General features: G+C 55.2%; 22 protein-coding genes and 1 tRNA gene. 11 read left to right on the top strand and 12 right to left on the bottom strand.

The features are described 5' to 3' along the window. The first annotated feature begins 24 nt into the window (after nt 1-24). Nucleotides 25-1,563 (top strand): cryptochrome/photolyase family protein, encoded by a 1,539-nt coding sequence (locus AC1MEA_RS01855; protein ID WP_480916467.1) that lies wholly within the window; start codon nt 25-27, stop codon nt 1,561-1,563. A gap of 45 nt (nt 1,564-1,608) precedes the next feature. Continuing rightward, a complete protein-coding gene (locus AC1MEA_RS01850; RefSeq protein ID WP_480916466.1) occupies nt 1,609-2,403 on the top strand; it encodes a substrate-binding periplasmic protein in 795 nt (264 codons plus the stop codon). Between the two features lie 51 nt (nt 2,404-2,454). Here the strand turns inward: AC1MEA_RS01850 and AC1MEA_RS01845 are convergent, their stop codons facing one another. The 4 genes from AC1MEA_RS01845 to AC1MEA_RS01830 are packed head-to-tail and all read right to left on the bottom strand — an operon-like array spanning nt 2,455 to nt 7,608. Then, a complete protein-coding gene (locus AC1MEA_RS01845) occupies nt 2,455-2,676 on the bottom strand; it encodes a formate dehydrogenase subunit delta (protein ID WP_480916465.1) in 222 nt (73 codons plus the stop codon). Continuing rightward, a complete protein-coding gene (gene fdhF, locus AC1MEA_RS01840; protein ID WP_480916464.1) occupies nt 2,673-5,576 on the bottom strand; it encodes a formate dehydrogenase subunit alpha in 2,904 nt (967 codons plus the stop codon). Before fdhF ends, AC1MEA_RS01845 begins: the two co-directional genes overlap by 4 nt. After that, nucleotides 5,573-7,135 (bottom strand): formate dehydrogenase beta subunit, encoded by a 1,563-nt coding sequence (locus AC1MEA_RS01835; protein ID WP_480916463.1) that lies wholly within the window; start codon nt 7,133-7,135, stop codon nt 5,573-5,575. The genes fdhF and AC1MEA_RS01835 overlap by 4 nt, the downstream gene beginning before the upstream one ends. Continuing rightward, nucleotides 7,132-7,608, bottom strand: a complete 477-nt coding sequence (locus AC1MEA_RS01830) for a formate dehydrogenase subunit gamma (protein WP_480916462.1) — start codon at nt 7,606-7,608, stop codon at nt 7,132-7,134. The genes AC1MEA_RS01835 and AC1MEA_RS01830 overlap by 4 nt, the downstream gene beginning before the upstream one ends. A 551-nt stretch (nt 7,609-8,159) precedes the next feature. Here AC1MEA_RS01830 and AC1MEA_RS01825 point away from each other — a divergent pair. Next, nucleotides 8,160-8,324: a hypothetical protein gene (locus AC1MEA_RS01825; RefSeq protein ID WP_480916461.1), complete on the top strand. Its 165-nt coding sequence runs from the start codon at nt 8,160-8,162 to the stop codon at nt 8,322-8,324. Here the strand turns inward: AC1MEA_RS01825 and tnpB (AC1MEA_RS01820) are convergent. From tnpB (AC1MEA_RS01820) to AC1MEA_RS01810, 3 genes are all read right to left on the bottom strand, one after another. Further along, nucleotides 8,315-8,584 carry an IS66 family insertion sequence element accessory protein TnpB gene (gene tnpB / locus AC1MEA_RS01820; protein WP_480916460.1) on the bottom strand — a complete coding sequence of 90 codons (270 nt, stop codon included), beginning with the start codon at nt 8,582-8,584 and terminating at the stop codon, nt 8,315-8,317. The genes AC1MEA_RS01825 and tnpB (AC1MEA_RS01820) overlap by 10 nt on opposite strands. A 252-nt stretch (nt 8,585-8,836) precedes the next feature. Continuing rightward, complete coding sequence (locus tag AC1MEA_RS01815; RefSeq protein WP_480916459.1) at nt 8,837-9,424, bottom strand: hypothetical protein; 588 nt, start codon at nt 9,422-9,424, stop codon at nt 8,837-8,839. Between the two features lie 6 nt (nt 9,425-9,430). Then, nucleotides 9,431-9,787: a hypothetical protein gene (locus tag AC1MEA_RS01810; RefSeq protein WP_480916458.1), complete on the bottom strand. Its 357-nt coding sequence runs from the start codon at nt 9,785-9,787 to the stop codon at nt 9,431-9,433. A gap of 532 nt (nt 9,788-10,319) precedes the next feature. Here AC1MEA_RS01810 and tnpA point away from each other — a divergent pair. From tnpA to tnpC, 3 genes are all read left to right on the top strand, one after another. Beyond that, complete coding sequence (gene tnpA / locus AC1MEA_RS01805; RefSeq protein ID WP_480916457.1) at nt 10,320-10,652, top strand: IS66-like element accessory protein TnpA; 333 nt, start codon at nt 10,320-10,322, stop codon at nt 10,650-10,652. Further along, nucleotides 10,649-10,984 (top strand): IS66 family insertion sequence element accessory protein TnpB, encoded by a 336-nt coding sequence (gene tnpB, locus AC1MEA_RS01800; protein ID WP_480916456.1) that lies wholly within the window; start codon nt 10,649-10,651, stop codon nt 10,982-10,984. Before tnpA ends, tnpB (AC1MEA_RS01800) begins: the two co-directional genes overlap by 4 nt. An 81-nt stretch (nt 10,985-11,065) precedes the next feature. Next, the gene (tnpC, locus tag AC1MEA_RS01795) at nt 11,066-12,613 is read left to right on the top strand and encodes an IS66 family transposase (protein WP_480916455.1); all 1,548 of its coding nucleotides are present in this window, start codon (nt 11,066-11,068) and stop codon (nt 12,611-12,613) included. 216 nt (nt 12,614-12,829) lie between these two features. On the opposite strand, the gene AC1MEA_RS01790 is transcribed toward tnpC, so the two are convergent. Further along, nucleotides 12,830-13,492, bottom strand: a complete 663-nt coding sequence (locus tag AC1MEA_RS01790; protein ID WP_480916454.1) for a hypothetical protein — start codon at nt 13,490-13,492, stop codon at nt 12,830-12,832. 1,133 nt (nt 13,493-14,625) lie between these two features. On the opposite strand from AC1MEA_RS01790, the gene AC1MEA_RS01785 reads away from it, so the two are divergent. After that, nucleotides 14,626-17,574 (top strand): KAP family NTPase, encoded by a 2,949-nt coding sequence (locus AC1MEA_RS01785; RefSeq protein WP_480916453.1) that lies wholly within the window; start codon nt 14,626-14,628, stop codon nt 17,572-17,574. A 318-nt stretch (nt 17,575-17,892) separates the two neighbouring features. Then, nucleotides 17,893-21,195: a VPA1262 family protein gene (locus AC1MEA_RS01780; RefSeq protein ID WP_480916452.1), complete on the top strand. Its 3,303-nt coding sequence runs from the start codon at nt 17,893-17,895 to the stop codon at nt 21,193-21,195. 190 nt (nt 21,196-21,385) lie between these two features. On the opposite strand, the gene AC1MEA_RS01775 is transcribed toward AC1MEA_RS01780, so the two are convergent. From AC1MEA_RS01775 to AC1MEA_RS01760, 4 genes are all read right to left on the bottom strand, one after another. Then, nucleotides 21,386-21,571 (bottom strand): hypothetical protein, encoded by a 186-nt coding sequence (locus AC1MEA_RS01775; RefSeq protein ID WP_480916451.1) that lies wholly within the window; start codon nt 21,569-21,571, stop codon nt 21,386-21,388. 64 nt (nt 21,572-21,635) lie between these two features. Continuing rightward, nucleotides 21,636-22,439 (bottom strand): chromosome segregation protein SMC, encoded by an 804-nt coding sequence (locus AC1MEA_RS01770; RefSeq protein WP_480916450.1) that lies wholly within the window; start codon nt 22,437-22,439, stop codon nt 21,636-21,638. 180 nt (nt 22,440-22,619) lie between these two features. Then, nucleotides 22,620-23,414: a hypothetical protein gene (locus AC1MEA_RS01765; protein WP_480916449.1), complete on the bottom strand. Its 795-nt coding sequence runs from the start codon at nt 23,412-23,414 to the stop codon at nt 22,620-22,622. Between the two features lie 675 nt (nt 23,415-24,089). Next, nucleotides 24,090-24,174 (bottom strand) — tRNA-Leu (locus AC1MEA_RS01760). Between the two features lie 108 nt (nt 24,175-24,282). Between AC1MEA_RS01760 and queA the strand changes: the two genes are divergently transcribed. Genes queA through yajC form a run of 3 tightly spaced genes read left to right on the top strand, consistent with a single transcriptional unit; the run spans nt 24,283 to nt 26,866 of the window. Further along, nucleotides 24,283-25,347 (top strand): tRNA preQ1(34) S-adenosylmethionine ribosyltransferase-isomerase QueA, encoded by a 1,065-nt coding sequence (queA, locus tag AC1MEA_RS01755; RefSeq protein ID WP_480916448.1) that lies wholly within the window; start codon nt 24,283-24,285, stop codon nt 25,345-25,347. A gap of 14 nt (nt 25,348-25,361) precedes the next feature. After that, nucleotides 25,362-26,477, top strand: a complete 1,116-nt coding sequence (gene tgt / locus AC1MEA_RS01750) for a tRNA guanosine(34) transglycosylase Tgt (protein ID WP_219061312.1) — start codon at nt 25,362-25,364, stop codon at nt 26,475-26,477. 53 nt (nt 26,478-26,530) lie between these two features. Further along, nucleotides 26,531-26,866, top strand: a complete 336-nt coding sequence (yajC, locus tag AC1MEA_RS01745) for a preprotein translocase subunit YajC (RefSeq protein ID WP_219061116.1) — start codon at nt 26,531-26,533, stop codon at nt 26,864-26,866. The last annotated feature ends 29 nt before the right edge of the window (nt 26,867-26,895 follow it).

Raw genomic sequence — 26,895 nt, 5'->3', positions numbered from 1 at the left:
CCCTATTTCGCTGGATTCTGTTTAATGAATGCGATCCACCGGCTGTGCCTGGTCTTGGGCGACCAGTTATCCTTTGACCTGGCCTCATTGAAGGGCCTGGACACCGAGCGTGACACCGTGTTGCTGGTCGAGGTGATGGAGGAGGCCAGCCATGTGCCCCATCATCCGCAAAAAATCACGCTGATCTTCAGCGCCATGCGCCACTTTGCAAAGGCGTTGCAGCAGCAAGGCATCCGTGTGCAGTACGTCGCCCTCGATGATCCGCAAAACACCGGATCGGTGCCAAGCGAGTTACGGCGTTGGCAGTCGCTAATGCAGCCGGACGAACTGCACATGACAGAGTGCGGTGACTGGCGTCTGGAGCAGTCGCTTAAGGACTGCGGCTTACAGATCCAGTGGCATGTCGATACCCGCTTTCTCTGTACCCGTGCCGAATTCTCTTCGTGGGCCAAGGACAAAAAGCAGCTGCGCATGGAGTTCTTCTACCGTGAGATGCGGCGCAAGAGTGGGCTGTTGATCAACGGCGACGGCAGTCCGGTCGGAGGTGCCTGGAATTTTGATGCGGAAAACCGCAAGGCACTGCCCAAGGGCGTGATTGCCCCATACCCGGCCCGTTTTTCCGCAGACTCAATCACCCAAGAAGTGCTTGCGCTGGTGGGGGAACGCTTCAGCAGCCACTACGGTTCTCTGGATGCCTTTGACTATCCGGTGACCCACGTCGATGCCCAGGCGCTGTGGGATTACTTTCTGGATTATGGCCTGGCCGGATTCGGCGATTACCAGGACGCCATGGCCAGCGACGAGCCTTTTCTGTTTCATGCCCGCATCAGCGCTGCGCTCAACATTGGGCTACTGGATGTCCGTCAGCTGTGCAGCGATGTGGAGTCGGCCTATTTGTCGGGCAGGATTGCGTTGAATGCCGCCGAGGGCTTTATCCGCCAACTGATCGGCTGGCGTGAATATGTACGTGGCGTCTACTGGCTGAAGATGCCCGACTACGCCAGTGGCAATGTATTCGGTAACAGCAGGCCGCTGCCAGAGTTCTACTGGACAGGCGAAACGAAAATGAACTGCATGCGCCAGGCTATCGGTCAAAGCTTGAAACATGCCTACGCCCATCACATCCAGCGGCTGATGGTCACCGGCAATTTTGCTCTGCTCGCCGGTATCGCGCCGAGCCAGGTATGCGAATGGTATCTGGCAATCTACATGGACGCTTTCGACTGGGTTGAGCTACCCAATACCCTGGGCATGGTCATGCACGCCGATGGCGGTTATCTGGGTTCCAAGCCTTACTGCGCCAGTGGCCAGTACATAAAACGCATGTCTGACTACTGCCGTGGCTGTGCGTACAAAGTCAGTGAAAGCACCACTGACGATGCCTGCCCCTTCAATTCGCTCTACTGGCATTTTCTGATGCGGCACAGCAATATTCTGCGCAGCAATCAACGCATGGGTATGGTCTACAAAAACCTCGAACGCATGCCCGAATCCAAGCAGCAAGCGCTCTGGCAACGTGGCCAGACACTGCTCGCCAAACTGGATGCCGGGGAGTCGCTTTGAAAAAGAGTGCCAATGGTGATGGAGTCAGTAGGTCAATGGAGAGCCATGCATCAACAAAAGACTAGCCACCGAATGTGGCCACTCAAACCGATCCTGCTGATGTGCTCTCTCTACCTGCTGGCATCAAGCGCCGTCGCCGCGCAGGTGCCGAACGAGACGCTGACGATCATGGTCGAGGATGCTGCCGACCCTTGGTCGAAGAGCGACGGCACAGGTTACGCCAATGACGTAGTCGTCGCCGCGTTCAAGGAGATGGAGGTTGAGGTGCGACTGAAAGTCGTGCCTTATTCACGTTGCAAATACATGGTGCTCAATGGCAAGGTCGCGGCCTGCTTCAACATGAGTTGGCTGCCCGAGTTCGAGGGCAAGATCAAGCTGGCGGCGCTACCGATCTACGCGGCGAATGACGACATCTTCGAACATATCGACGCCCCCTTACCGAAGCCTCCAGACGGCATATGCACGTTGCCGCCCGGGACTGTACTGGGCATCACCAACGACTATGAATATTCGCCCCAGGTCATGGCGCTACAGAAGTCCGGGGTGCTGTTCGAGAACGTTCACTCGGACTTACTGAATCTGAAGAAACTGGCCGCCCGGCGCGTCCAGGCGGCATTGGTCATTACCAACGACCTTGAGGCTCAGGCACAGAAGGCCAAACAGTCGGGCACAGAAAACTCGGTGCGCTTCGCCTTCAATTGCGGAGTGGTCACCGCGACCATAGGCTTTAGCCTGGCTCACCCAGACGGATTGCGTGCATTGAAGACGTATGAAAAGGGATACCAACGTATCGGGGCCAAAGGTGTACTCAAGCAGATTCATGCACGCTGGTTTCCTTAGTTGCACCGCTGCCCGACAGGCAGCAGGTGCTCCGTAAGGGATCGTGTGAAGCTAAGCCTCCCAGCCCGCCCCACTGACCGCTGCCTGCGCCAGTGGGTGCAAGTCGGCCCCCTGATGCTCCGTCTGCCAGGTCAGCAACTCCTTGCGCATGCCGGGCGTCCAGAACATCTGCAGATGATTACGCACGCCGAGCACGGCCTGTTGCTGGTCCGGTTCGCTGGCGAAGTACTGGGCGATCTGGTTGGCCATTTTGATCAGGTTGGCAGTGCTCATCGGCGTACCTCGGCTTTTGTTCCGGCGGTACGCGCCTGGCGGCGTTCGTCGAGCAACGTTTGCTGTTTATCGCTGAACTCCTGGTAGCGTTTTTGCCACTCGGAAGGGTGGTAGACGCGGCTGACTTCCACGGCGGTGACCTTGTACTCCGGACAGTTGGTGGCCCAGTCGGAGTTGTCGGTGGTGATGACGTTGGCCCCCGATTCAGGGAAGTGGAAGGTGGTGTACACCACGCCTGGGGCGACCCGTTCGGTGACCCGCGCACGCAACACGGTCTGTCCGGCGCGGCTGCCGATGCCGACCCAGTCACCTTCGTTGATGCCACGGCTCTCGGCGTCGGTCGGGTGGATTTCCAGGCGGTCTTCGTCGTGCCAGGCGACGTTCTCGGTACGCCGGGTCTGGGCGCCGACGTTGTACTGGCTGAGGATGCGCCCGGTGGTCAGCAGAAGGGGATAGCGATTGTTGACCTTTTCCTCGGTGGGCACGTAGCCGGTGAGCATGAAGCGCCCCTTGCCGCGCACGAACTCCTCGATGTGCATGGTCGGCGTGCCGTCCGGTGCTGCGTCGTTGCACGGCCATTGCAGGCTGCCGTGGCTATCCAGTGCGGCGTAGCTGACGTTGCTGAAGGTCGGCGTCAGGCTGGCGATTTCATCCATGATTTCTGACGGGTGCTGGTAGTTCATCGGGTAACCCAGGGCGTTGGCCAGGGCCACCGTGCCTTCCCAGTCGGCCTTGCCGCCCAGCGGTTCCATGACCTTGCGCACCCGGGAGATGCGCCGCTCGGCGTTGGTGAAGGTGCCGTCTTTTTCCAGGAACGAGCTGCCCGGCAGGAACACGTGGGCGAACTTGGCGGTTTCGTTGAGGAAAATGTCCTGCACCACGATGCATTCCATAGCCGACAGGGCCGAGGTGACGTGCTGGGTATTGGGGTCGCTCTGGGCGATGTCTTCGCCCTGGCAATACAAGCCCTTAAAGCTGCCGTCCAGAGCTGCCTCGAACATGTTGGGGATGCGCAGGCCCGGGTCGGGTTGCAAGGTGACGTTCCAGGCCTGTTCGAACTGGGCCCGTACCACCTCGTTGGAGATGTGCCGGTAGCCGGGCAGCTCGTGGGGGAAGGAACCCATGTCGCAGGAGCCCTGAACGTTGTTCTGCCCACGCAGCGGGTTCACGCCCACGCCTTCGCGACCAATGTTGCCAGTGACCATGGCCAGGTTGGCGATGCCCATGACCGCCGTGCTGCCCTGGCTGTGCTCGGTGACGCCGAGGCCATAGTAGATCGCGGCATTGCCACCGGTGGCATACAGACGGGCGGCGGCACGGATGTCGGCAGCGGCGACACCGCAGATGGCGCCAAGAACTTCCGGCGAGTTTTCCGCGCGGCTGACGAACTCGCGCCAGTGGGCGAAATCGCTGCCCTCGCAACGGGCGTCGATAAAGGCCTGGTTGAGCAGGCCTTCGGTGACGATGACGTGGGCCAGGGCGTTGAGCATGGCGACGTTGGTGCCCGGGCGCAGGGCCAGGTGCAGTTCGGCGCGGGCATGCACCGAGTCCACCAGATCAATGCGGCGTGGGTCGATGACAATCAACCGCGCGCCTTCACGCAGGCGGCGTTTGAGCTGGGAGGCGAACACCGGGTGGGCGTCGCTTGGGTTGGCGCCCATCACCAGGATCACGTCGGCCTGCATCACCGAGTCGAAACTCTGGGTGCCGGCGGACTCGCCAAGGGTTTGTTTCAGGCCATAGCCGGTCGGCGAGTGGCAGACCCGCGCACAAGTGTCGACGTTGTTGTTGCCGAACGCGGCGCGCACCAGCTTCTGCACCAGGTAGGTTTCTTCGTTGGTGCAGCGGCTGGAGGTGATGCCACCAATGGAGTCGCGGCCGTATTTTTGCTGCAGTCGGCGGAATTCGCTGGCGGCGTAGGTCACCGCCTCATCCCAGCTGACTTCCTGCCAAGGGTCGTTGATGTGCTGGCGGATCATCGGCGTGGTGATGCGATCCGGGTGGGTGGCGTAGCCCCAGGCAAAGCGCCCTTTGACGCAGGAGTGGCCGTGGTTGGCGTGGCCGTTTTTGTCTGGAACCATGCGCACCAGTTTGTCGCCTTTCATCTCGGCGCGGAACGAGCAGCCCACGCCGCAATAGGCGCAGGTGGTGATCACGCTGCGTTCGGGCTGACCCAGTTCGACCACGCTTTTTTCCATCAGGGTCGCGGTGGGGCAGGCCTGCACACAGGCGCCGCAGGACACGCATTCCGAGTCGAGGAAGTTATCGCCACCGGCGGCCGCGACCCGGGATTCGAAACCGCGCCCGGTAATCGTCAGGGCAAAGGTGCCCTGGGTTTCTTCGCAGGCGCGCACGCAGCGGTTGCAGACAATGCACTTGCTCGGGTCGTAGTCGAAGTAGGGGTTGGAGGTGTCCTTCACGTCGGCCAGATGGTTGTCACCTTCATAGCCGTAACGCACCTCCCGCAGGCCGACCTGGCCGGCGACGGTTTGCAGCTCGCAGTTACCGTTGGCCGAGCAGGTCAGGCAGTCCAGCGGGTGATCGGAGATGTACAGCTCCATGACGTTGCGGCGCAGGGTGGCGAGCTTCGGCGTCTGGGTGTGCACGCTCATGCCTTCACTGACCGGCGTGGTGCAGGACGCCGGGTAGCCGCGCATGCCGTCGATCTCCACCAGGCACATGCGGCAGGAGCCGAAGGCTTCCAGGCTGTCGGTGGCACACAGTTTGGGAATGGTGGTGCCCAGCAGCGCGGCGGCGCGCATCACCGAGGTCCCTTCGGGCACGCTGATGCTGCGGCCGTCGATATTCAAAGTGACCTGGACCTGGCTGTCGCGGGCCGGGGTTCCAAGGTCAAGAGTGCCTAGGGCGATATCTGTGGCAGGGTCGAAGAGAGTGATCATTGGTCGGCCTCCGAAGATTGCAGACCGAAGTCGGCGGGGAAGTGCTTGAGGGCGCTGGCCACCGGATAGGAGGTCATGCCGCCCAACGCGCACAGCGAACCGTAAAGCAGGGTGTCGCACAGGTCCTTGAGGATGATCGCCTGCGCATCACGAGCGCTCTGGTCAGGCGCGGCCAGCAGGCGGTCGATCACCTCCACGCCCCGGGTCGAGCCGATGCGGCAGGGGGTGCATTTGCCACAGGATTCCTCGGCGCAGAACTGCAGGGCAAAGCGCGCCATGTGGGCCATGTCCAGGCTGTCATCAGCCACCACCACACCCCCGTGACCGAGCATCGCGCCGATGGCGGCGAAGGCTTCGTAATCCAGCGGCGTGTCGAATTGCCCAGGTGGCACCCAGGCGCCGAGGGGGCCGCCAACCTGGGCGGCCTTCAGCGGCCGGCCACTGGCGGTACCACCGCCGTAGTCTTCCACCAGTTCCCGCAGGGTCAGGCCAAAGGCCCGTTCCACCAGGCCGCCGTGACGAATATTGCCCGCCAGTTGGAAGGGCATGGTGCCCAGCGAGCGGCCCATGCCGTAATCGCGATAGAACTGCGCACCCTTGGCCAAAATCAGCGGCACCGAGGCCAGGGTCAGCACGTTGTGCACCAAGGTCGGCAGACCGAACAGACCTTTCAGGGCGGGGATCGGTGGCTTGGCGCGGACGATCCCGCGCTTGCCTTCGAGAGAGTCCAGCAGCGCGGTTTCCTCACCGCAGATGTAAGCGCCAGCACCGACGCGCACGTCCATATCGAAGGCCTGGCCGCTGCCGCCGACATTGGCGCCGAGGTAACCGGCGGACCGGGCGATGTCCAGCGCCTCGCGCAGTGTGGCCACGGCCTGTGGATATTCCGAGCGCACATAGATGTAGCCGTAGCTAGCCCCGACAGTGAGACCGGCAATGGCCATGCCTTCGATCAGCAGGAAGGGGTCGCCTTCCATCAACATGCGATCGGCGAAGGTGCCGGAGTCGCCTTCGTCGGCGTTGCACACAATGTATTTCTGCGCAGCCTGGGTGCCGCGCACCGTGCGCCATTTGATCCCGGCCGGGAAAGCCGCGCCGCCACGGCCACGCAGACCCGAATCGAACACCGCAGTCGCAGTCTGCTCGCCGCCCAGGACGATGGCCTGGGTCAAGCCCTCGAAGCCGCCGTGGGTCCGGTAATCCTCCAGGGACAGCGGCCGGGTAATGCCGGCGCGGGCGAACAGCAGGCGTTGTTGCGTCTTTAGATAAGGCAACTGCTCCACCAGGCCCAAGGCCAATGGATGAGCGGACGGCTCGCCTTGCAGCGCATCGAGCAGGGACGGCACATCGGCAGCGGTCAGCGGGCCGAAGCCGATACGGCCTTGCGGGGTGTCCATTTCCAGCAACGGCTCCAGCCAGTACAGGCCGCGCGAGCTGGTGCGTTGCAGGTCCAGCGGCAGATTGCGTTCCTGGGCCAGAGCGGCCAGGGCCCGCGCCACCTCATCGGCGCCCACGGCGCGGGCAAGAGAATCAACAGGCAAATAGAGGCGCGGCATCATGCGTCCTCCCGGCAAGCGTCGAGCAGGGCATCCAGACGCTCGGCACTGAGCCGCGCATGCACCTGGCCATCCAGCTCCAGGGCGGGCGAACAGGCGCAGGCGCCGAGGCAATACACCGGGCGCAGACTGATGTTGCCGTCGGCACTGCTGCCGTGGTCGTCCAGTTGCAGGCGTTCGCGCAACTGCGCGGCAAGCTGCTCGGCGCCGCGGCTCTGGCAGGACTCGGCCCTGCACAGACGCAAGATATGCCGGGCCGGGGGGGCGGTGCGGAAGTCATGGTAGAAACTGATCACCCCGCGAACCTCGGCCTGACTCTGGTTCAGGGCGTGAGCAATCTCGGGGATGGCGGCATCCGGGATGTAACCGATGCCCTCCTGAATCTCATGAAGGATCGGCAACAGCGCGCCGGGGCAGCCCTTGTGGCGCTCCAGCAGGCTGTTGACCATCGGCAGGTGCAACATCTCATCAGGCATACAGCATTCCTCACGATCACGGGCAAACCAGGCGGTCGCCGGTTGTCCGAAAGTGTCGGCTGCGGCACTCACACCACGTCACGGTATCGTGGCATGTTCAGGCCGTTGGCCAGGGCACCCTTGGCGGGCATCTTGTTGGGCCCGGTGCGGTCTTTGCCGCACCTCTTCAGGGCATAAAAGGCAGCTTGCCACGCCGCCTTTGATTCAACCGCACCAAAGCGACGTGCTCGGTTCTTTCTACGACCATGGGTTGAGTCTAGAAGAGGGTGGGCCGAGGTGTTGTCCCTGAATGGTCGTTATGCCGTTTTGCTTTAGGGGTTGTGCAAATACCATGATCAAACATTCTTTAAATCATTGGCTTTAAATGATTATTTTCTGACGTGGCAAATCAACCGTGGGAGCAGGCTTGCCTGCGAAGAGGCCCGTCGTGCAAAGAAGAGCGTCATGACTTTCGACAGCACAGCGTCGAAGACGCGGCGAGGCCTCTCATCAAGCTAGATGTAACTGATTGAAATATAAGGGTGGGGTTTCAACGGTCGGTTGGAGCTGACTTGTCTGCGAAGACGCTACAACACGGCCTACCAGACACACCGCGCCGCATGGCCTTCGCAGACAAGACTGCGCGTCCTGCGATCGACGGTGCAGCGCTCGCGGTGTTGGCCTGGCTCGTCGCGGCGACTCTGCTGGTGACGTTCTGGATTCTGTTTCACGGGTAACGCGGGAACTCAAGGTGCTGACTTGCTACAGGGGGGCAGGGGGGCAGGGGCTTAAGCAAAAGGCAAAAACCGTTGCGCTCCCAGTAGAGTATTTTCACACGGTTACGGTGGCGATTCAGGAAGACGAAGAGTACAGGGTCGAACACGGCGACTTTGATATCCAGTTCGACCAGAGCGGCCAGGCCGTCGATTGACTTTCGAAAGTCCACCGGCTTTGGGTAGAGGTACACTTTTTCAACTTTGGCGTCGGGTCGCATCATGACGGTGCTGGCTCCAGAGAGAGATCGGGAGCACAGCGTCAGGCATTAGTTGGCGGCTTGGAATGTGGGCTTTATGGCGCGCTTACCTTCCAAACAACTCAATAAAAAAAGATTTTTCTATTTCGATTGATACCATAGCATCAGAAATATGGAATAAGGCCTGCAGGGCTATTACGTGGCTTATAGATCCTGTCCGCTCCAATAGAAAGGATGTAGTGCTTTCGCTCCCGTAAATTACCACAACTAAAAGCATCAATCTCTAATTAAGTTTTTTTGATTATCCATCCAGTTTTTAGTTGTAACGAAATCGAACAGTGTATCGTTGGCACTATTTATCATCCTGTAGTTCCTGTCTGCCCAGCAGTTCTTTGCAGCTTCAAAGTGGCTATTTCCTTCGGAATGGCACTTGTAGCTTACTGAGGTTCTATTGTTATCGATTTCCCTCATGAATATAGCGGTTTTGGAGTCGGAAATTATATCAATACAGTCATCCAACAATCCTTCAGGCCCCATGCTCCCCCAATTAGTCGTTTTTAATTTTCTATCCCAGCACTCTTTAAAATTTTCTTCCGTCGGATTGTTGGTAGCCAGAATAAATTCTACCACTCGGTTAACTTGGGTAGTTATTTCAGGCTTTGTCTCATACAGACCGGTTGTAGCCCCTTGATATATGGAGTTCACAACTTTGAAACGTCTATTTTCTTCTTTGATCTGATTTAGGCTTTCTATCGTGGCGGAAAACTTTATTTTTTGATCTTGCAACTCCTTGCCTTGATTAAATGCAAGTACGGAAACGCCAACTAGTCCAAGTGTCGTCAGTAGAGCAAATGCTTTTATCATTAAGTACTAGCCTCTTTGTTCCCGTTTCAAAGCCGGAAGGCGGGATTTTGCAGTACGCAATTGCCGCTTACTCCCTCTGTTTCCCCGAATCACGACATTAAGTTTCCCATCTAAAGTTAAGATGGTTTCTTTTTTGATATTTTTGTAATTCCTATTTAGCTCGTACTCAAATGAAACCGTATCGCGTTTATAAATCCACTGCTGGGCTCCACACGCTATGAAACTGTACGTTTCACCCTCAATCTCTATTTCATGAGCGTGCAAGGCTGATGTATTACCTCCGCGACTTGGTGGCCTGTATTCCTCTTTTAAGTAAAGTATATATTCAGTTATTTTCTTGTTTTCAACCTTTAGCGTTCCCATGAGCTACTTCTTATGGTTCGGACGATAGAGGTTACTAAGATGCCATTGTCCTGTCTACCTGACGAGATTTTCATTGGATATAGGCAATCTGGCCGTCAAAGGTAAGGATGCAGAGCCTCCACACCCTTGATGACCTCAATCAAGATATCACTCGGCAAACGTGTACCCGATTATGATCGGTCTAGTAGTGTCTGGAGAGAATAATCGTGCGAAACCCCAGAAAAGCCACATTGCGTGACTTTTCTATTTCCCTTGATGCAGATACACCAAAAGTCCAAATTAGCCCGGAAATGGCACTTTTAATGATGATTGACGTTTGGCATTTTTTGCGATCTTGAAAGGTGCAATGCACTGCCAGAATGGCGAGCCGCTACATGCCCAAGCGAAGCGTAAAGGAGGGTAAAAGGATAGATTTTCTGGATAGAAAAAGGTATGCGTCCGGCCAACACACCTTCCTGATCCTGACGCCAAGGGCGATGGTGTCCACCTAATTTAAGTGGACACCATTTCTAGCCTTTTAAGCGGATCTTCCATGCAGCCACAACGCCGTTCCTACTCCAAATCCTTCAAGGCCCAGGTCATTCAAGAGTGCTCCCAGCCCGGGGCCTCGATTGCCAGCGTTGCGCTGAGCCACAGCCTCAACGCGAACCTCGTCCATAAATGGATTCGAGTGCAAACGCAGAAAGCCATGGCGCTGCAACCTGCTTTCATTCCGCTACCCGTACAGTTAGCCGGAGCAAATTCGCAAGCCGCGTCATCGACTATCTGCCTCGAAATCCCACACCCGCGCGGCACCGTGAAAGTGAACTGGCCGACCGAAAGCGCCGCTGCCTGCGCCACCTTTCTGCGAGACCTGTTGCGATGATCCGCATCGACGCCATCTGGCTCGCCACCGAGCCGATGGACATGCGCGCCGGCACCGAAACCGCGCTGGCGCGGGTGGTTGCAGTGTTCGGTGCGGCGCAGCCGCACTGTGCTTATCTGTTTGCCAATCGCCGCGCCACGCGCATCAAGGTGCTGGTGCACGACGGGTTGGGTATCTGGCTGGCAGCGCGCCGCCTGCATCAGGGAAAGTTCTTCTGGCCGGGTTCTCGGCACGGCCCTCAAATAGAATTGGGCGCCGAACAACTGCATGCCCTGGTGCTGGGTTTGCCTTGGCAAAGAGTCGGGCCTGGCAGCGCGATTTCCATCGTGTGACGCCTGCCATGGCCAGCCTGGCCGTGCAATTGTCCGATGAGTCTATCGCCGGTGTAGCCTTGCTCTGGCAAAATAGGCGGCATGACTTCGCTTCCAAACCTCGACCAACTAAACCCTGAACAACTGCGCGCTCTGGCGGCGCAGTTGATGCAGCGTGTCGAGAGTCTCGATCAGAAAGTCGAGACGATGGGCAAGCAAATCCACCACCACAAAACGGTCAACGAGAAACTGGCCCACGAGATCGCGCAGCTCAAGCGTTTCAAGTTTGCCAAGCGCAGCGAGCAATTAAGCCCGGATCAAGCCAGCCTGCTTGATGACCTGATCGACACCGACATCGCGGCCATCGAAGCCGAACTTGAGGCGCTGCAACCCGCGCCCGTTTCGACCGAGGCCCGGCAAAAACCTAAACGCACCGCCTTGCCGCCGCAGTTTCCGCGCACCCTGATCCACCACGAGCCCGACAACAGCCATTGTCAGTGCGGCTGCGCCCTCAAGCGCATTGGCGAGGATGTCAGCGAGAAACTCGACTACACGCCGGGCGTGTTCACCGTCGAGCGTCACATCCGCGGCAAGTGGGTCTGCGATCAGTGCGAAACCCTGATCCAAGCACCGGTTCCGGCGCAGGTCATCGACAAAGGTATCCCAACCGCCGGGCTGCTGGCCCATGTCATGATTGCGAAGTTCGCCGACCATTTACCGCTCTATCGTCAGGAGTCGATTTTTGGTCGGGCCGGTTTGGCCATCGCCCGCTCGACCCTGGCGCAATGGGTCGGCAACTGTGGTGTGCAGTTGCAGCCGCTGGTCGATGCCCTGCGCGATGCTGTTCTCGAACATGGCGTAATCCACGCCGATGAAACGCCGGTGCAGATGCTCACGCCGGGCGCGAAGAAAACCCATCGCGCCTATGTCTGGGCTTATGCCACCAGCCAGTTCTCGGACTTGGCGGCGGTCGTCTACGACTTCAGCCCCAGTCGCGCCGGGGAACATGCACGCAACTTCCTGCAAGACTGGAAGGGCAAGCTGGTCTGCGACGATTTTGGCGGCTACAAGGCCAGCTTCGAACTCGGCGTGACCGAGATCGGCTGCATGGCCCATGCGCGGCGCAAGTTCTTCGAACTGCACGCCACCAACAAGAGTCAGCTCGCCGAACAGGCCATGCGCTACATCCAGCTGCTTTACGAAATCGAGAGCGAAGTCCGCGACCTTGAACCGGATTTACGCCGCCGAATACGGCAAGAAAAAGCCGTGCCGGTAATGGATGCCTTGCATGCCTGGATGATCGCCCAGCGCCAGATCGTGCACGACGGCTCGGCTATCTCTAGAGCTTTGGATTACAGCCTCAAACGCTGGATGGCGCTGTCGCGCTATATCGATGATGGGTCGGTACCCATAGATAACAACTGGGCAGAGAACCAGATTCGGCCATGGGCGTTAGGTCGCAAGAACTGGCTCTTTGCAGGATCACTGCGCAGCGGCAAACGCGCGGCGGCGATCATGAGCCTGATCCAGTCGGCGCGCCTCAACGGGCATGATCCGTACGCCTATTTGAAGGACGTCCTCACGCTCCTGCCGACACAGCGTGCGAGTGAGATTTCCGAGTTGCTGCCGCACCGGTGGCAACCGGTTTAGTTACGCAAGGCGGGATGCCCGGACGCATACAGAAAAAGGGTAGAAATTTCTTTCTACCACCTCTCTATGTTATTGATTTATAAGGATTTATATGGTGCCAGAGGGAGACTCGTGCGTTCTATATAATCCGTGGCTTTTGGCCGGGTTGTACAGTTAGGGATACATACAGGGATACAAGCTTTCGGCGGCTGTTATGTCTAACGACTGAATTGACATTCATTCTCCGAATTCAATCTGCATCCTGCGCCGTCTGGCATCCATAAGCTCAGACATAATGTCCGACCTGATGCTGGTTAGACCCTGCTTAATTTTTATACTGAGAGCGTTCATGTGGTACCACTGCTTTGACTGACTAGCGTCTGGCCAAGTCACCTCTTCAAATAGCTCGTCCAGTACCGTCAGTTCCAGTGCCGTCAGTCGAATGGCTGTCTCGGCAACGGTTGCGGTCTCTTCAGTGGTGTCGTCAGCGGAATCCAGGATGGATTTTTCTCTGAGCTTCACTGCTACGTCGCTAAGCAGGTTGCCCTCCTGAGAGTGATCTTCTGAGGCAAACTGCTCACACATAGCAATGAGTGACGCAAAATCTTGAGGTATCAGCAGCAGATCCGTTACTCGCTCTAACACAGCGGGCTTTTTTAGCTCCTCCTCCAGAAGCTCCATGACGTTCTTTTCTTTCTGGAACCCCAGCGAGCGTATATTTCTTCTCGCTCTCTGCTTCAGCACCTCTGGAACAGCCCTATCCTCGATCATGTCGTTCAATCGCTGAAGGAAAGGTTCGGCTGCATCCTCCCCCTTTGTCGTGTGCACATGGGCGTAATTGACGACGGCTTGCTCAAGCAAGCGTTCCATCTCATGGATAGAGGGACTGTTATCAGTCATTGGGTGAATTCCTTTTGATCGCCGGGTTGAGCCATTTTGTCGTGTGCCGTCTCTAGACGCTTTGGGGGCGGGCACAAAGAACAGCGTGACAGAGGAGTATTGATCACTTCAAGGAGTTCAATGATATGTAGCGCGCGAAAGCTGCCGGGGCCCCTGAGGATTAAGCTACTGCACGGGGTCGGAAAGCCGCGAGATCTTGGTAGCGACAGTTCCCCGGGCTTACTGAAATTTCGACGTTGAAATTGAAAGGATATTGAAGAAAAAAGGGCGTTGCTGCCGCAACGGTAAAGGTGAGCCATTGTGTTGTTGATAGCGAACGGTTGAGCTCGGTCAACCTTGGGGATGGTGTCAACCACGTCAACCTGTCAACCAACGTAGAAAACTCAGTCGCTAACAAGATGCTGCGGGTTCTTTGCCCCGTAGCCCTCCGCAATGCCCAGGGTCCCCAGCGGACTACCAAGCCATAGGGCAAATGCACATGTGAACAAGCAGTTCACCCGGTTCACCTGTTCACTAAGCTGGGCATTTTTCCGCTAACACGATCACGCGGGTTTCCGACCCCGTGTCTACAGAACATTCCCAGGGGCCCTGGCAAATTCGACACCCCAGTCGTTGCATACCACCTCTGGATAGACGGCACCTACCAAGCGACCCGGCATTCGGCGACCCAGCGTTCGAATTCTGCATCAGTCGATACCAGCCAGTATCCCACTCGCTGGCGGCATTATCATCAACGGGGTGTGGGGGCTCGAAAAGACGTGTTACAGGTGTTGCGCGTGTTGCACTTAGAGTTAACTTGTTGAATTTATGGCGTTTTAATTATGTTACACACCGCAAATCTTTCACGGGCGGTGGGTGTTACAAGCCGAATAGGTGTTACAGCAGCGCTCACAAGTTTGGGTGAACCGTAGGCCGGAATCGGTCAAAAGGAACAAGTAGGATGCGCCTACGCCTAGGAGCCTAAAGGAGACTCAAAAATAGGTAGTTGGTAATGCTTAATAAATATTTGCCCCGGGAGTTGTGTCAACTGAACGCTCGACGTACAAGGTGTAATTTGCCGGCGCTTACATTCGACCACGAAGCTTGATGGCTGAGACGTACGGTAATACACCGCAGCACCATAGGAGAAATAAGTGGCGACTACCAAATCAGCCATGAAAATGCCGGAGTTACTGGTTTTTGCCAAGCCATTAGCTGTAGGGTTTATCGCCGCAGAGGTTTGGCGTGCCGCGCATTACCTTGGCAGAAACTTCGCTCCGATCGTAGGGGACTTTGAGTTATGGATGCAGATAAGTGGAATTCTAGCCGCGTTGCTTCTTTGCCTGACGTACGCCTACAAACGGGAAGCACATGTTGCAGCTTTTCGAATGGTTCGGAGCTTTCGGATCGATCTACTATTGGCACTTGGCATTGGCATCTGGACAAATGAGCTGACATCACCATGGCTATCCAAGGTCCACACCGCTTTAGAAGTTGCGGATCCTTATTGGACGCCAGCAGTTCTGATCCTCCTTTGCGCAATGCTGATGTCGCCGCTATTTCAGCAGTACTGGCCCAGAACTAGAAGACCGATTCAACAGCTTTTTTTTATCGCGGACGAGGAAATCAGAGACAAAAAAGAAGACGTCCTCGCGAGTGAAATGCAGGCCAAATCTTTCGCGGAGACCGTACTCGCATGCGGCGCCCATCCTGGTCTTGTTTTTGGAGTCGATGGCCCCTGGGGAGTCGGAAAGACAAGCTTCATTAATCTCGCAGCGCGTCATTGGGCAAGCGCAGAAGAAAGGGCTATTGTGTGTCGCTTCGAACCCCTTCGATACGCGTCAGAGCCCGACCTTGCTGACCGCTTGATCAGAGACCTTTCCGCAGCTATTCAGCGTGAAGTTTTCGCTCCAGAGTTTCGACCTGCGGCATCCCGGTACTCTCGATTGATAAAGGGAAGAGCTGACGTTTCTTTTCTCGGCTTTAAATTGTCGGTGGAGCCGTCTCAGGAAACCGTGGATGAACTGCTGGATGATATTGATGAGGTCCTCCGGCGTATTGGCCGCCGGGTAATCATTGTCATCGATGACCTCGATCGTCTGGACGCAAAAACCACAAACTCCGTTCTATTCGCTACTCGGCGAACGTTCAAGCTTTCCCGAGCCACATATGTGCTTTGCTACGACACGGAAATTCTCGCTAAAAACCAAGATGAGGGATCGAGAGCACGGGAGTTTCTTGAAAAATTTGTCACAGTAAAATTGAGTTTATTCGTCGATAGCTCAGGTATCAGAGATTTCCTACGGAGGGATTGGCAACGCGTAGAAAACCAGCAGGGCTCAATTCCTTCCGACACGATGATGAAACTTGGTTCGGTGCTCAGCGAGTTGGCGGATATTCTCGACGGCAGTCTTGCGGCCAGCTACCTACCGTTTGTGGGCGATCTGCGCAAAGTGAAGCGGTTCGTTAACGCCATGCTGTTAATGCAACTCGAACGCAGTAATTTAGGTCGAACCGACTTCAATAAAAGGGACCTTATCAACCTGATCCTTTTACATTTAAATTATCCCGGGCTGTTCAGACTAATTTATGCGCAAGAAACTGAAGGTCGTTCTGGATCCTTTTCACTTTGTCGTATCCCCGGACAACCAGACTTCACTAACTCCGACGGGTTTTCAGAGCTGATAACGGGGCAACCAGAGCCAGCAAAATTTTTATTGAAACAGCTTTTCGATGTGGCCACGCTAAACTTCCCTGCTCGACGTGACGTGGAAGAGTCGGTCTTAGCAGCGCGTGCTTGTTTCAACGAAGAGTCTTTCAGAAACCTTGAAAACTATTTAAAGCTTATTGTTCGATTTGCTACGCCCGAACCACAACAGACATTTATTCTCTACCAAAATGCAGTGGGGCAGGTCAGCGAAGGGGTATCCGTTGTTTCAATTCTTGAGTCCGAGGACTTCCAGTTAGAGCAAGGTCAATACGCACATGACCAATTCTGGAGGGTCCTCGTGAACCAATCATATGCCCTAACTAAAGCAGTTGCGGATGACGCTATCAGCACTCTCGTTGACTACCTACCAAAGTATTCCTCTGTGGCAAACAATGATAGAAGCCTGCGGCAGAGATCGATCTACTCACTGCTGCGGCTACTAGATCGTGCTGGATGGGGAAGAACAGCCGGTCAACAGCATCTGAACACTGCCGAAAATATCGTAGAGATAGCATGGCGAATTTTTGGAGAGCGCGCTTACGAAGGTGAGGGATTACTCGAGCGACTTATTGGCAACGACCGTGGGGTTTTAGGCTGGAACGATTTGATGCTATTTAGGCTTCAGTGTTCTGCTGACCGAAACGGGCAGTTGAATAATCTTCAATCGGCGCTCCTCGTGCATGAAGACTTAAAGGCCACGACCAATGGCTTGGTAAGTAAGCTCGCGCTGTCGGCAATGAGGAGGCTATCGCAGACGATTGCTGAATTATTTTGGCATGCCTATGTTGACGCAGGAAGAAATTTTTTTAAGGAAGTCGACGATGCGCCTGATGAAGAGTTTCTAGGCGAGGCTTCGCTCTTAATCAGCGAGAGTGCTGTTGGAGATGAGAATTCGATTGCACGTCGTATTTCGTCCGTCCGCTCTGACCTGAAGTCATTTGTAATCTATCAGCTAAGTAATACTAATCCTCCAGATGGATCAGGCGTGGGTTGCGGGTACTACGACCTTCGTGACCATAAAGATGGTGGTGGTATTGCGCTGCTGATGGGAGAATATGTATTTGGGTTTTGCTTTAATCCAGATGTTGACGAAGACAATATTTTCCATTTTATCGATTACTGTTTGGCTAATCTTAGCAATGCTTTCTTCACTAGCTTAGATGAAAGGGGTTATGTTCCGTCTAAGGAGGGTCTCACAGGAGGTTTCGATCCGACAGAGATGGGGCGCTACTGGGCTAAGCACCGCGAGTTTATTCGCGAAAAGCTGGTACACGTCAAGGAGCGATATGTGTTTACATCTAACTACACAGCATCGTACAGCGAACATCTTGACGGTGTTTTTTCTGTTTTAGATGAGCTGGCAGTCGAAGCAATTGGAGCGGCTGCGATGTGAGTCCAGTAATTCCGGCTTGAGATTACGGATTGAATGGCGGAAATAATATAACCCTTCACTCCCTAGGCTTGCCTTCTGGATCAATCTGGCCCTAGGTTTACTCCTCCATGGCCAATTGATTCATCTGCCGCATAGCGTTCCCAAGACAGCTGTCGACGCATCCACCTGGCCGCTTTAGGTCAGACGGAGGCCCTAACGTTAACGGCCTGGCCGATTGTTGCTTGGGAGCGATTCTCAACGAGATGGTTATGTTCCGTCTCGATAGTAGGTGCCCCACCGCTAGAGAGCGGCATCGAAAAGACGTTCTGAGGGATGAAAATGACAATCGAATTAAAGGACTTGATGGAGGACACTAGACTCGGTCGGTTGTTTTCCACGCCCGGGCGTGCGTGTGCTTTGCAAATTTGGATTGCGCAAATTCAAAATGACGATGGCCTGGAGAACCGATTTGTTTACGGTCGTCTCCTTCCATATAGCTTTTCCTCAGGAGTATGGAGTGCGCCCAGCGACGATAAGTTTGAAGCTGTTGGTGACTGGCGCGCTCAGGTGATTCGCGCCACTCTCTACATTGATAGCGATCATGCAGGTGAACTGCTGGGCAAGCTTTCAAAAGGAGACAACATCAAGGAAATCAGTAGCTCGCTTGACCTAAAGCTGTCGGATTCGCTTGAGAGGCGTATCGGGACTTTCAGCTTGAGCGATAGCTACGTATGCAGGCCAGCGGCGTTGCTATTGAATCGCGATGCGCATGAGCATCTTGGTCCACAAAGCCCTCACGGTAGTGCTTCGGCTTTTAGTGCCGCAATTACCACTGTCGACAAGGAGCAATTGTTCACAACTGCGCGAGGCCTTGACCAAGAAATGGCGCGCTTCCTCGTTAAACGAATGAACGCTGATACCGGTTTGGATTTCTCTAGCAAGGATGCGGCACGATTTGGCGATTTGGAATTGCTTGTTTTCCCGACCCTAGACGACCACGAGAGAGAGCTCTTGGATGTGTCGTGGGCAGATGGATGCAAAGCACTTGTGGTCAAACTAAATCTGACGCAACTGCCGAGCTTTTCGAAGCTCTTCGTCCACGCCCAAATAATGAACGATGCACAACGCATATTTTCGAGCATTGCGTCGGTCGATAAAGGAGCAACGGATGTCATCGAGTGTACGATCGAATTGCCTGATGGTTATTGGGATATTGCCGATTCGGTGGAAATCGAAATACATGGAGTGAAGGACGGAGCCTCTGCAGCCACGTTGTGCTGCACCTGGAAGAATCATTATATTCGTGAAGTCTCCATATCAGGACACGCCCTAGGAGGCTTGAACGCAGAAGTTAAGTTGGGCTGGTTGGACAATGCACTAAAGAAGAAGCTGCGAGGGTCCCCCAGGGTGAAAGCCGCGCAAACAGGTAATCGCGGTCATGGCGGATTTGCCTCGGTGATTGGTGGTAGAAAGGCAGACCCCTGGGTAGTGGTCAATCGAAAAATAAATGAATTACTTAGTGTTTTACATCCGCCAAAGTCCGAGGCGCGTTTCTTCGGTCGCCTAAGCGAGGGCGACGGCACTGAGCGCCTACAATTTGTAGAGTGGATCAAGCAGCAGTTTGCGAAGCACCGAGACCATCAGATCATTTTCTTCGACCCTTACTTTGAAGACGCTGGGATAGGTCTATTTTTCCCCAATGCGTCCGACAAAGGGGAGTATGTGGTCTTCACCACAGTTGTGCCGACGACTCCATCAACTCAAAGTCAGAAATCTTTTACCGGCGCTGACCCTGATCCCAACCGTATCGACAACCTGCTGGCGAGCTGCAAGAAGCTTCAAGGGCTGGCACAGCGGATTGACCTCAAAATATTCGGAGTCAAGCCGGGTGCTTTGCATGATCGCTATATGCTCATTGCGGATCGGCGGGGCCTTCCAGTTGCAGGTTTCAATCTTTCGAATTCAATTCAGAAGGCAAACGAAGATCATCCGTTACTCATCACTCCTATCCCTATGGATTCGTTGCATGAGGTCTTCAAATATGCGACTCGATTGATATCGAGAGCTGCGAACGGGTCGAGCGCGGATGGCGAGTACATAGAGCCAATTTTCGATTCTAAACGTCAGGAACAGCCTGTCCGACAACGGAGCGAGCGATTGAGTTTCCTGAGCTGGGATATGACGGGCTCGGTTCTCTCGACTTGGATCGGGGACGATTCGCTTCGGGGCTTACATGGCGAGGAATTGCGTGTTCGACTGGCGGAGCTGGATCTACTCGATGGTGAATCTTTACGATTTCCTAAGACTCCAGGTATGGACGCGTGTGTCAGTGGCTTAAGCACGATGGAAGACGCTTCTCAACAGCGGTGGGAGATTGTGGCTGAGATACTCGCACATACAACTCATGGAGATTCTCCGTGGGGCGCTGCTGACGACCAGAAAGTTGCGTTCTTCGACTTCCTAGAGGGCTCGCTTGAAAACGCATTCTCGCGGATCAGTGACATAGCGCCCGATACCTCTTTTGAGTCGGTTCAGCCGCACTTGTTTCAGCAAGATTTGGAAAGTTTTCTTCGCGGATCTTACTCCTACGAACACTTCCGCCATCGAATTAAATACCAAGCATTGACATGGGCGGATGTCTACGCGATCAAGATCTTGTGGAGTGTCGCACCAGAGAAACTGGTGAATTTGTCGGAGCGCTGCGCGGTCACACTTGATAAAGAAGAGCTCCACCGAGATGCCATCAAGCTATCCCTATTGAGTCAAATTGTCGGGGAGGTTTCTCTTGCAATCGCATTCGGGATTACGAATAAGCAAAGGGAGAGTTTGTTGCGAAGCACGAACGGGCTTCTGAAATGGATGGGATTGGCCAGTCTGCGAGATGCGTCCAAGAATGGTGGCGGGGCGAGGCAAGTAGTAGCTCGTCTAGCATCGTTTGATCGGCAGACAAGCATTCGGACGATGTGTTGGTTGTTAAGCGGTCTGGCACGGGAGGAAGGGAACGGTGAGTCAGTGGATATTGTTCGGCAAGCGCTCTACTACACATTGCCACCGAAGCTAGACAAGAACGAAGCTGAATTTCTTGTTGAGAGCCTGCGAGGCCACATGCGCGAGCTAGGATGGTCTGAGCCTTGGTTGTTTGCCGAGGTGATTGTGCCGCTCCTGGAAGAAGAACGAGTAACGCCGGAAGCACTATCTAGTACATGGATGAAGGAGTTGTACTCGTACCTCGACGAAAAGTTGCTTGGTAAGACCGTCAGCTTCGACCGTTCGCGCGAAGGACGTATTACCGAAGTCGCGGCGTTTCTCCTTGCGAGAAGTTCTTTCGAGACCCAAGGCAAAGCAATCGATGTTCTACTAAAGACTTTGAAGAAAGCACGCACGAACGTGCAACAACCGTTGGCCAGCACGATGAACTGGAACAAGTGGGATTGTTCCTTAGAAGTCGCGATGTGGATCTACGCGTTTTGCCGACATGTCGAGCATCACATGGATGACTCCGCAAAATTACCGGTTCAATTCGTTGATTTGTGCCAGCCATCAAGGGATGTCGCAATGGTTCGCACATTGGACGAATGGCGTTATAACGGAGTGCAGCGAGGGGCGCTTGCGGGGTTTATTGAAGAGGTTGGATATATTTGATTTGGGTCCTGGTGATCAACAAGGTAGGTCAATGATTCCTTCATTGGCGTCGCCTCATTTGGTGGCTCAACAGTGGGCCACCGAGGAGCGGGGTTGTGAGGCGCTCCGCTTCATATGTAGGGTTCTGTCCTGGAGCTGCCTGCCGAAATTGAATGCAACGGAAGCTTTCGTGAGCTTCCGTTTATCCGAATCACCGTTTTTTCAGCTTATGCTCAATGAGCCCCATTTCTGCCTTGATTGCAGTGATGGTGAGCTTCTGCGTCGCTGTGCTTTTTCCATTGGTGGTATCCACGAGCTTGAGTAGTGCGGTCAGGTAGGCTTTTCTCGCACTAAGCGCTTCTGAAGTGGTCGAGGTGTTTTGTGCCGCTGCGTTCATGGCATCGATCCTTGGAGGGATTTAAACAGCCCGCGAAAGCAGACTGTTTCAGGGTAAACGGGTGTTACATCGCGAGCAGATCGCGCGTGCGATGCTGGCTCCCACGGTCTACCAGGTCGCGCCACCTCCAACTGCCCGAGTTTTCACCCTGCTCAGGGATGTCGAGCTTGAACAAGGACACCGGGTCGCGGCCAATCAGGTTGGCTGCGGCGTAAAGCTTACCTCCCACATCAAGCAGCGCTCGGGCGGCTTCATTCCACCTTTCCTCCAGGGCGTCGTGGGCGAGCCGTAAGGCGGTGTTCTCAATTTTTTGGTGTTCTACCTGAGCCTCGCTAATGTGTCGGTCAACGGTTGCCAGCTCTTGCTCCAAGGCGGTGATGATCAGTAGCTGGCGGCGATGTTGTTCGGTCGCGGTAGTGAGGTTTTTCGCCGCTTTCTGAGCGTCTGTGCTGGCTGCTTTTTCGCCTTCGACGTCACCCCAGGCCACGGCTCGTGCGTAAGCGGTAGCCGCCAGGGTCTCAGCCTGCCGTGCGCTGCCCATCTCTTCCTGCGTTTGCTGGCGAATTTCCTCCAGGCGAGTGCTCAGGCTGTGCCGTTTAGCGTTGAGTTCCAATTCATCCGCCATCCAGTTCGCCATGTCGGCAATGTAGCCCTCCATTAAGCTTTCTCGGTTGGCCAGCGTCTCCAGGAGGTCGAGCTTCTGATCCAGCCTGAAAATCTGATCATCGATTGAGTCGATCTTTATTTTTCGACTGCTGATTTCATGCCTGACGTCGCTCTCGCGGCCTTGGTTGATGACGTACTCACTTTGAAGTGCTGCCTCAAAGGTTCTGGCTACCTGGGTTGCTGTCAACGACAGCGCTTGCACGATCTTTTCTATGCCTGTGGATAATTAGGTCAAGGCTCGACTTTCGAAAACTCCACAACTGCGGATTAAGTTATCCACCGGTGAAAATCCGTGGTTTTCAGCGCGTGATTCAAAAGCAATAAAAGATATACCTGTCCTGTGTTCTACCCGTCTCAAAAATGGCTTGAGTCCATTACCTCACTAGCGCGGGACATCGACGTTAGTAGGCACTGGGATTTTCTTGGGGGCAATCAGCGCAAGGTAATCCTTGGGCGGCATTAACTCGATGCTGTAGTCCTTGATCGGGATGATTTTGGCTTTGTGGTCTTCGTAAATAACCAGCCTGGTATCGGACGTCGTGACGAGAAACCCGGTGGCAATGATTTTGGTGCCGTCCATGATTACGTGACAGTGGGTTTTTTGGGCTTCAGGGTGATCGCAGCCCTTGTCGTAAATCGCCAAGTCACGTTCTAACGCTCTGTTCGCGCCGTATTCACCAACAATGCCTGGCAAGATAATAAACGGAAAAATCACCAAGGGAGTTAGCAGAATCAGTATTGCAATCGCTGTTGAAAACGTCAGCAGACCCGTTATCAGGGCGACATACCTGTTTCGGCCCAATGCTTTGGAAGCTGATCTTGCAAATGAAGTCTTCGGCAATAGGTTGATGCAGAACACCTCAAGGGAAAATAGCAAAACCCCGCCAATAACCAAAATCCAGACAGTGGGACTAGCGATCAAGGTGGCCCAGTTTTTAAAAGTTTCAAGCACTGCTGTATAGGCGTAAACAAAGTAGTCCCGAGCCTCACTCTTGAATAGTGTCTCAGGAACATTGAACTTCCCGAGGTACGTTTGCCAGAAGACCAAGCCTGCGACGTAGGGCGCTGAGTAGCAGATGAATCCAAGAATCGGAAGTGCCGCGAGCCAGGTGAAACGTGCAGCCAAGGCGGCAATTGGTTTTTCGATAACCTGTGGCGTTTCTTCAATAACGTCCATGTAAGTCTCGGTTGTAGGCGTGAGGTTGTAGTCTAAGGGGGCAGGGCGGCATCCCCCTACAGCCCTGCGGCAAGACGCTGGGACAGTGTGGGCCAATGCTTTTGATGTGTATGTGAAAGCTGACCGGGACGCATAGTTTTGTCTGCGAATAAGCCCGGCACGGGCTTCTGACAGGTTTGGGTTTGACCCTATAGCCATGATCTGGATCGAGTGGCGGCAGGTAGACCGCGTTGAATGGTCTTCGCAGACGAGTCAGCTCCCACGTCCTGAACTGCGCCTCAAAAGTTGGACACCCATCCGACCTTTGGGGTGTTTTTCATGGGCAAATATTCAAAGCAGCTCAATCTATCCGCCATCACCGCTTCCCTTGAACGGGGTAAAGGTTTCCGCTATGTAGCCGTTCAGTTTCAGATGGATCCTACCTTGCTCTGTCGTTGGGTCGCGCCCAGTCCTTGACCGCGGAAAGGTAGGTGCGGCCTTCCGGAGCCAGTGAAATCAATTATTTTCACGACCGCAACGCAGTCGATTACGGACAAGCTTTTTAGCGAGAACTACCTTGCAACGCGCAGGGATCAGCAGTTGGCTGAAAATTCCACATCCGAGCCTTTCCCCAGCCCCAACCACTTTCCTGCGCCCATAAAAAAAGGCCTTGCAAAGCAAGGCCTTTCTTTAATTTGGTGCCCCGAGGGAGACTCGAACTCCCACTCCTTTCGAAAACGGATTTTGAATCCGCCGCGTCTACCGATTCCGCCATCAGGGCTTGATGGGCGCGGAGTATAGAGAGGGTATTACCGTTGGTCAATCATGTTTCGTGGTGAATGTTCATTATTTCCGCTAAACTTTCCGGCCCTGCTAGACGAACCCCATCATGCGTGTTGCTGACTTTACCTTCGAGCTCCCTGATTCTTTGATTGCTCGCCATCCTTTGGCCGAGCGTTGTGGCAGCCGCTTGTTGACCCTGGATGGGGTTAGCGGCGCATTGGCGCACCGTCAATTCACCGATTTGCTGGAGCATTTGCGCCCCGGCGACTTGATGGTGTTCAACAATACCCGGGTGATCCCGGCGCGTCTGTTCGGGCAGAAGGCTTCCGGCGGCAAGCTGGAGATTCTGGTTGAGCGTGTGCTCGACAGCCATCGGGTATTGGCCCATGTGCGGTCGAGCAAGTCGCCCAAGCCGGGCACGATGATCCTGATCGATGGCGGTGGCGAGGCCGAGATGGTGGTCCGTCATGACACTTTGTTCGAGCTGCGTTTTGCCGAAGAGGTGTTGCCGTTGCTGGAGCGGGTCGGCCATATGCCGTTGCCTCCTTATATAGACCGTCCCGATGACAGCGCCGACCGCGAGCGTTATCAGACGGTGTATGCCGAGCGCGCCGGGGCGGTTGCCGCGCCGACTGCGGGGCTGCATTTCGATCAGGTGTTGCTCGATGCGATTGCGCAGAAGGGCGTTTCAACGGCTTTCGTGACCCTGCATGTCGGTGCGGGTACGTTCCAGCCGGTCCGCGTTGAGCGGCTCGAAGACCACCACATGCACAATGAGTGGCTGGAAGTCAGTCAGGACGTTGTCGATGCCGTGGCGGCGTGCCGTGCGCGGGGCGGTCGGGTGATTGCGGTGGGCACCACCAGCGTGCGTTCGCTGGAAAGTGCTGCGCGCGACGGTCAGCTCAAGGCGTTCAGTGGTGACACCGATATCTTTATTTTCCCCGGGCGTCCGTTCCATGTGGTCGATGCCCTGGTGACCAACTTTCATTTGCCTGAATCCACGCTATTGATGCTGGTTTCGGCGTTCGCCGGTTACCCCGAAACCATGGCTGCCTATGCGGCGGCAGTGGAGCATGGGTACCGCTTCTTCAGTTACGGTGATGCAATGTTCATCACCCGCAATCCCGCGCCGACAGCTCCCAAGGACTCGGCCCCAGAGGATCACGCATGAGCAACACCAGTCGTATGTCTTTCGAGTTGCTGGCCACTGACGGCAAAGCGCGTCGCGGTCGCTTGACCTTTCCTCGGGGTGTGGTCGAAACCCCTGCTTTCATGCCGGTCGGTACTTACGGCACGGTCAAAGGCATGCTGCCTCGGGATATCGAAGCGACTGGCGCGCAGATCATCCTCGGTAATACCTTCCACTTGTGGCTGCGTCCCGGGACTGAAGTGATCAAGCGTCACGGCGACCTGCACGATTTCATGCAGTGGAGCGGGCCGATTCTTACTGACTCCGGTGGTTTTCAGGTGTTCAGCCTGGGCGCCATGCGCAAGATCAAGGAGGAGGGCGTGACCTTCGCCTCTCCGGTCGATGGCGCCAAGGTGTTCATGGGGCCGGAAGAGTCGATGCAGGTCCAGCGTGACCTGGGCTCGGACATTGTGATGATTTTCGACGAGTGCACGCCATACCCGGCTGATGAAGACGTGGCGCGGGTCTCTATGGAGCTGTCGTTACGTTGGGCCAAACGCTCGAAAATCGCCCACGGCGAAAACACGGCGGCGCTGTTTGGTATCGTTCAGGGCGGCATGCACCAGGATCTGCGCATGCGCTCGCTGGAAGGCCTTGATCAGATCGGTTTCGACGGTCTGGCTATCGGCGGTCTGTCGGTCGGTGAGCCCAAGCACGAGATGATCAAGGTGCTGGACTACTTGCCGGGCATGATGCCGGCTGACAAACCTCGTTACTTGATGGGCGTGGGCAAGCCAGAAGATCTGGTTGAAGGTGTACGCCGCGGTATCGACATGTTCGATTGCGTGATGCCAACCCGCAACGCGCGCAACGGCCATTTGTTCATTGATACGGGTGTGTTGAAAATCCGTAACGCGTTCCATCGTCATGACGATTCGTCACTGGATCCGACCTGCGATTGCTATACCTGCAAGAACTTCTCGCGTGCGTATCTGCATCATCTGGATAAGTGCGGGGAAATGCTGGGGAGCATGCTCAATACCATTCACAATTTGCGGCATTACCAAGTGCTTATGGCTGGTTTGCGCGAGTCTATTCAACAAGGTACATTGGCCGCCTTTGTCGATGCCTTCTATGCCAAACGCGGGCTTCCAACGCCGCCTTTGGATTGATTGAGTACTGAGTTTTCTACCCTATTAACAAAATTTTGCAATTGGAGTGCTAAATGAGCTTTTTTATCCCTACCGCGTTCGCGGACGCTGCTGCACCTGCCGCCGGTCCTGCTGGTTCGGGCTTTGAATGGATTTTCCTGGTCGGCTTCCTGGTCATCTTCTATCTGATGATCTGGCGTCCACAGGCCAAGCGCGCGAAAGAACAGAAAAACCTGCTGGGCAACCTGCAAAAAGGTGACGAAGTTGTCACTTCCGGTGGTATTGCGGGCAAGATCAACAAAGTGACCGACGACTTCGTGGTCATCGAAGTGTCTGACACCGTTGAACTGAAAATCCAAAAGGCCGCTATCGCTGCCACGCTGCCTAAGGGCACCTTGAAAGCGATCTAAGTTTCAGTCTTTTACCAATCGACGGGGCG

The organism is Pseudomonas sp. ASL8 (assembly GCF_056680355.1).
The sequence above is the reverse complement of the archived record's forward strand: the minus strand, read 5'-3'. Positions and strand labels throughout refer to the sequence as shown.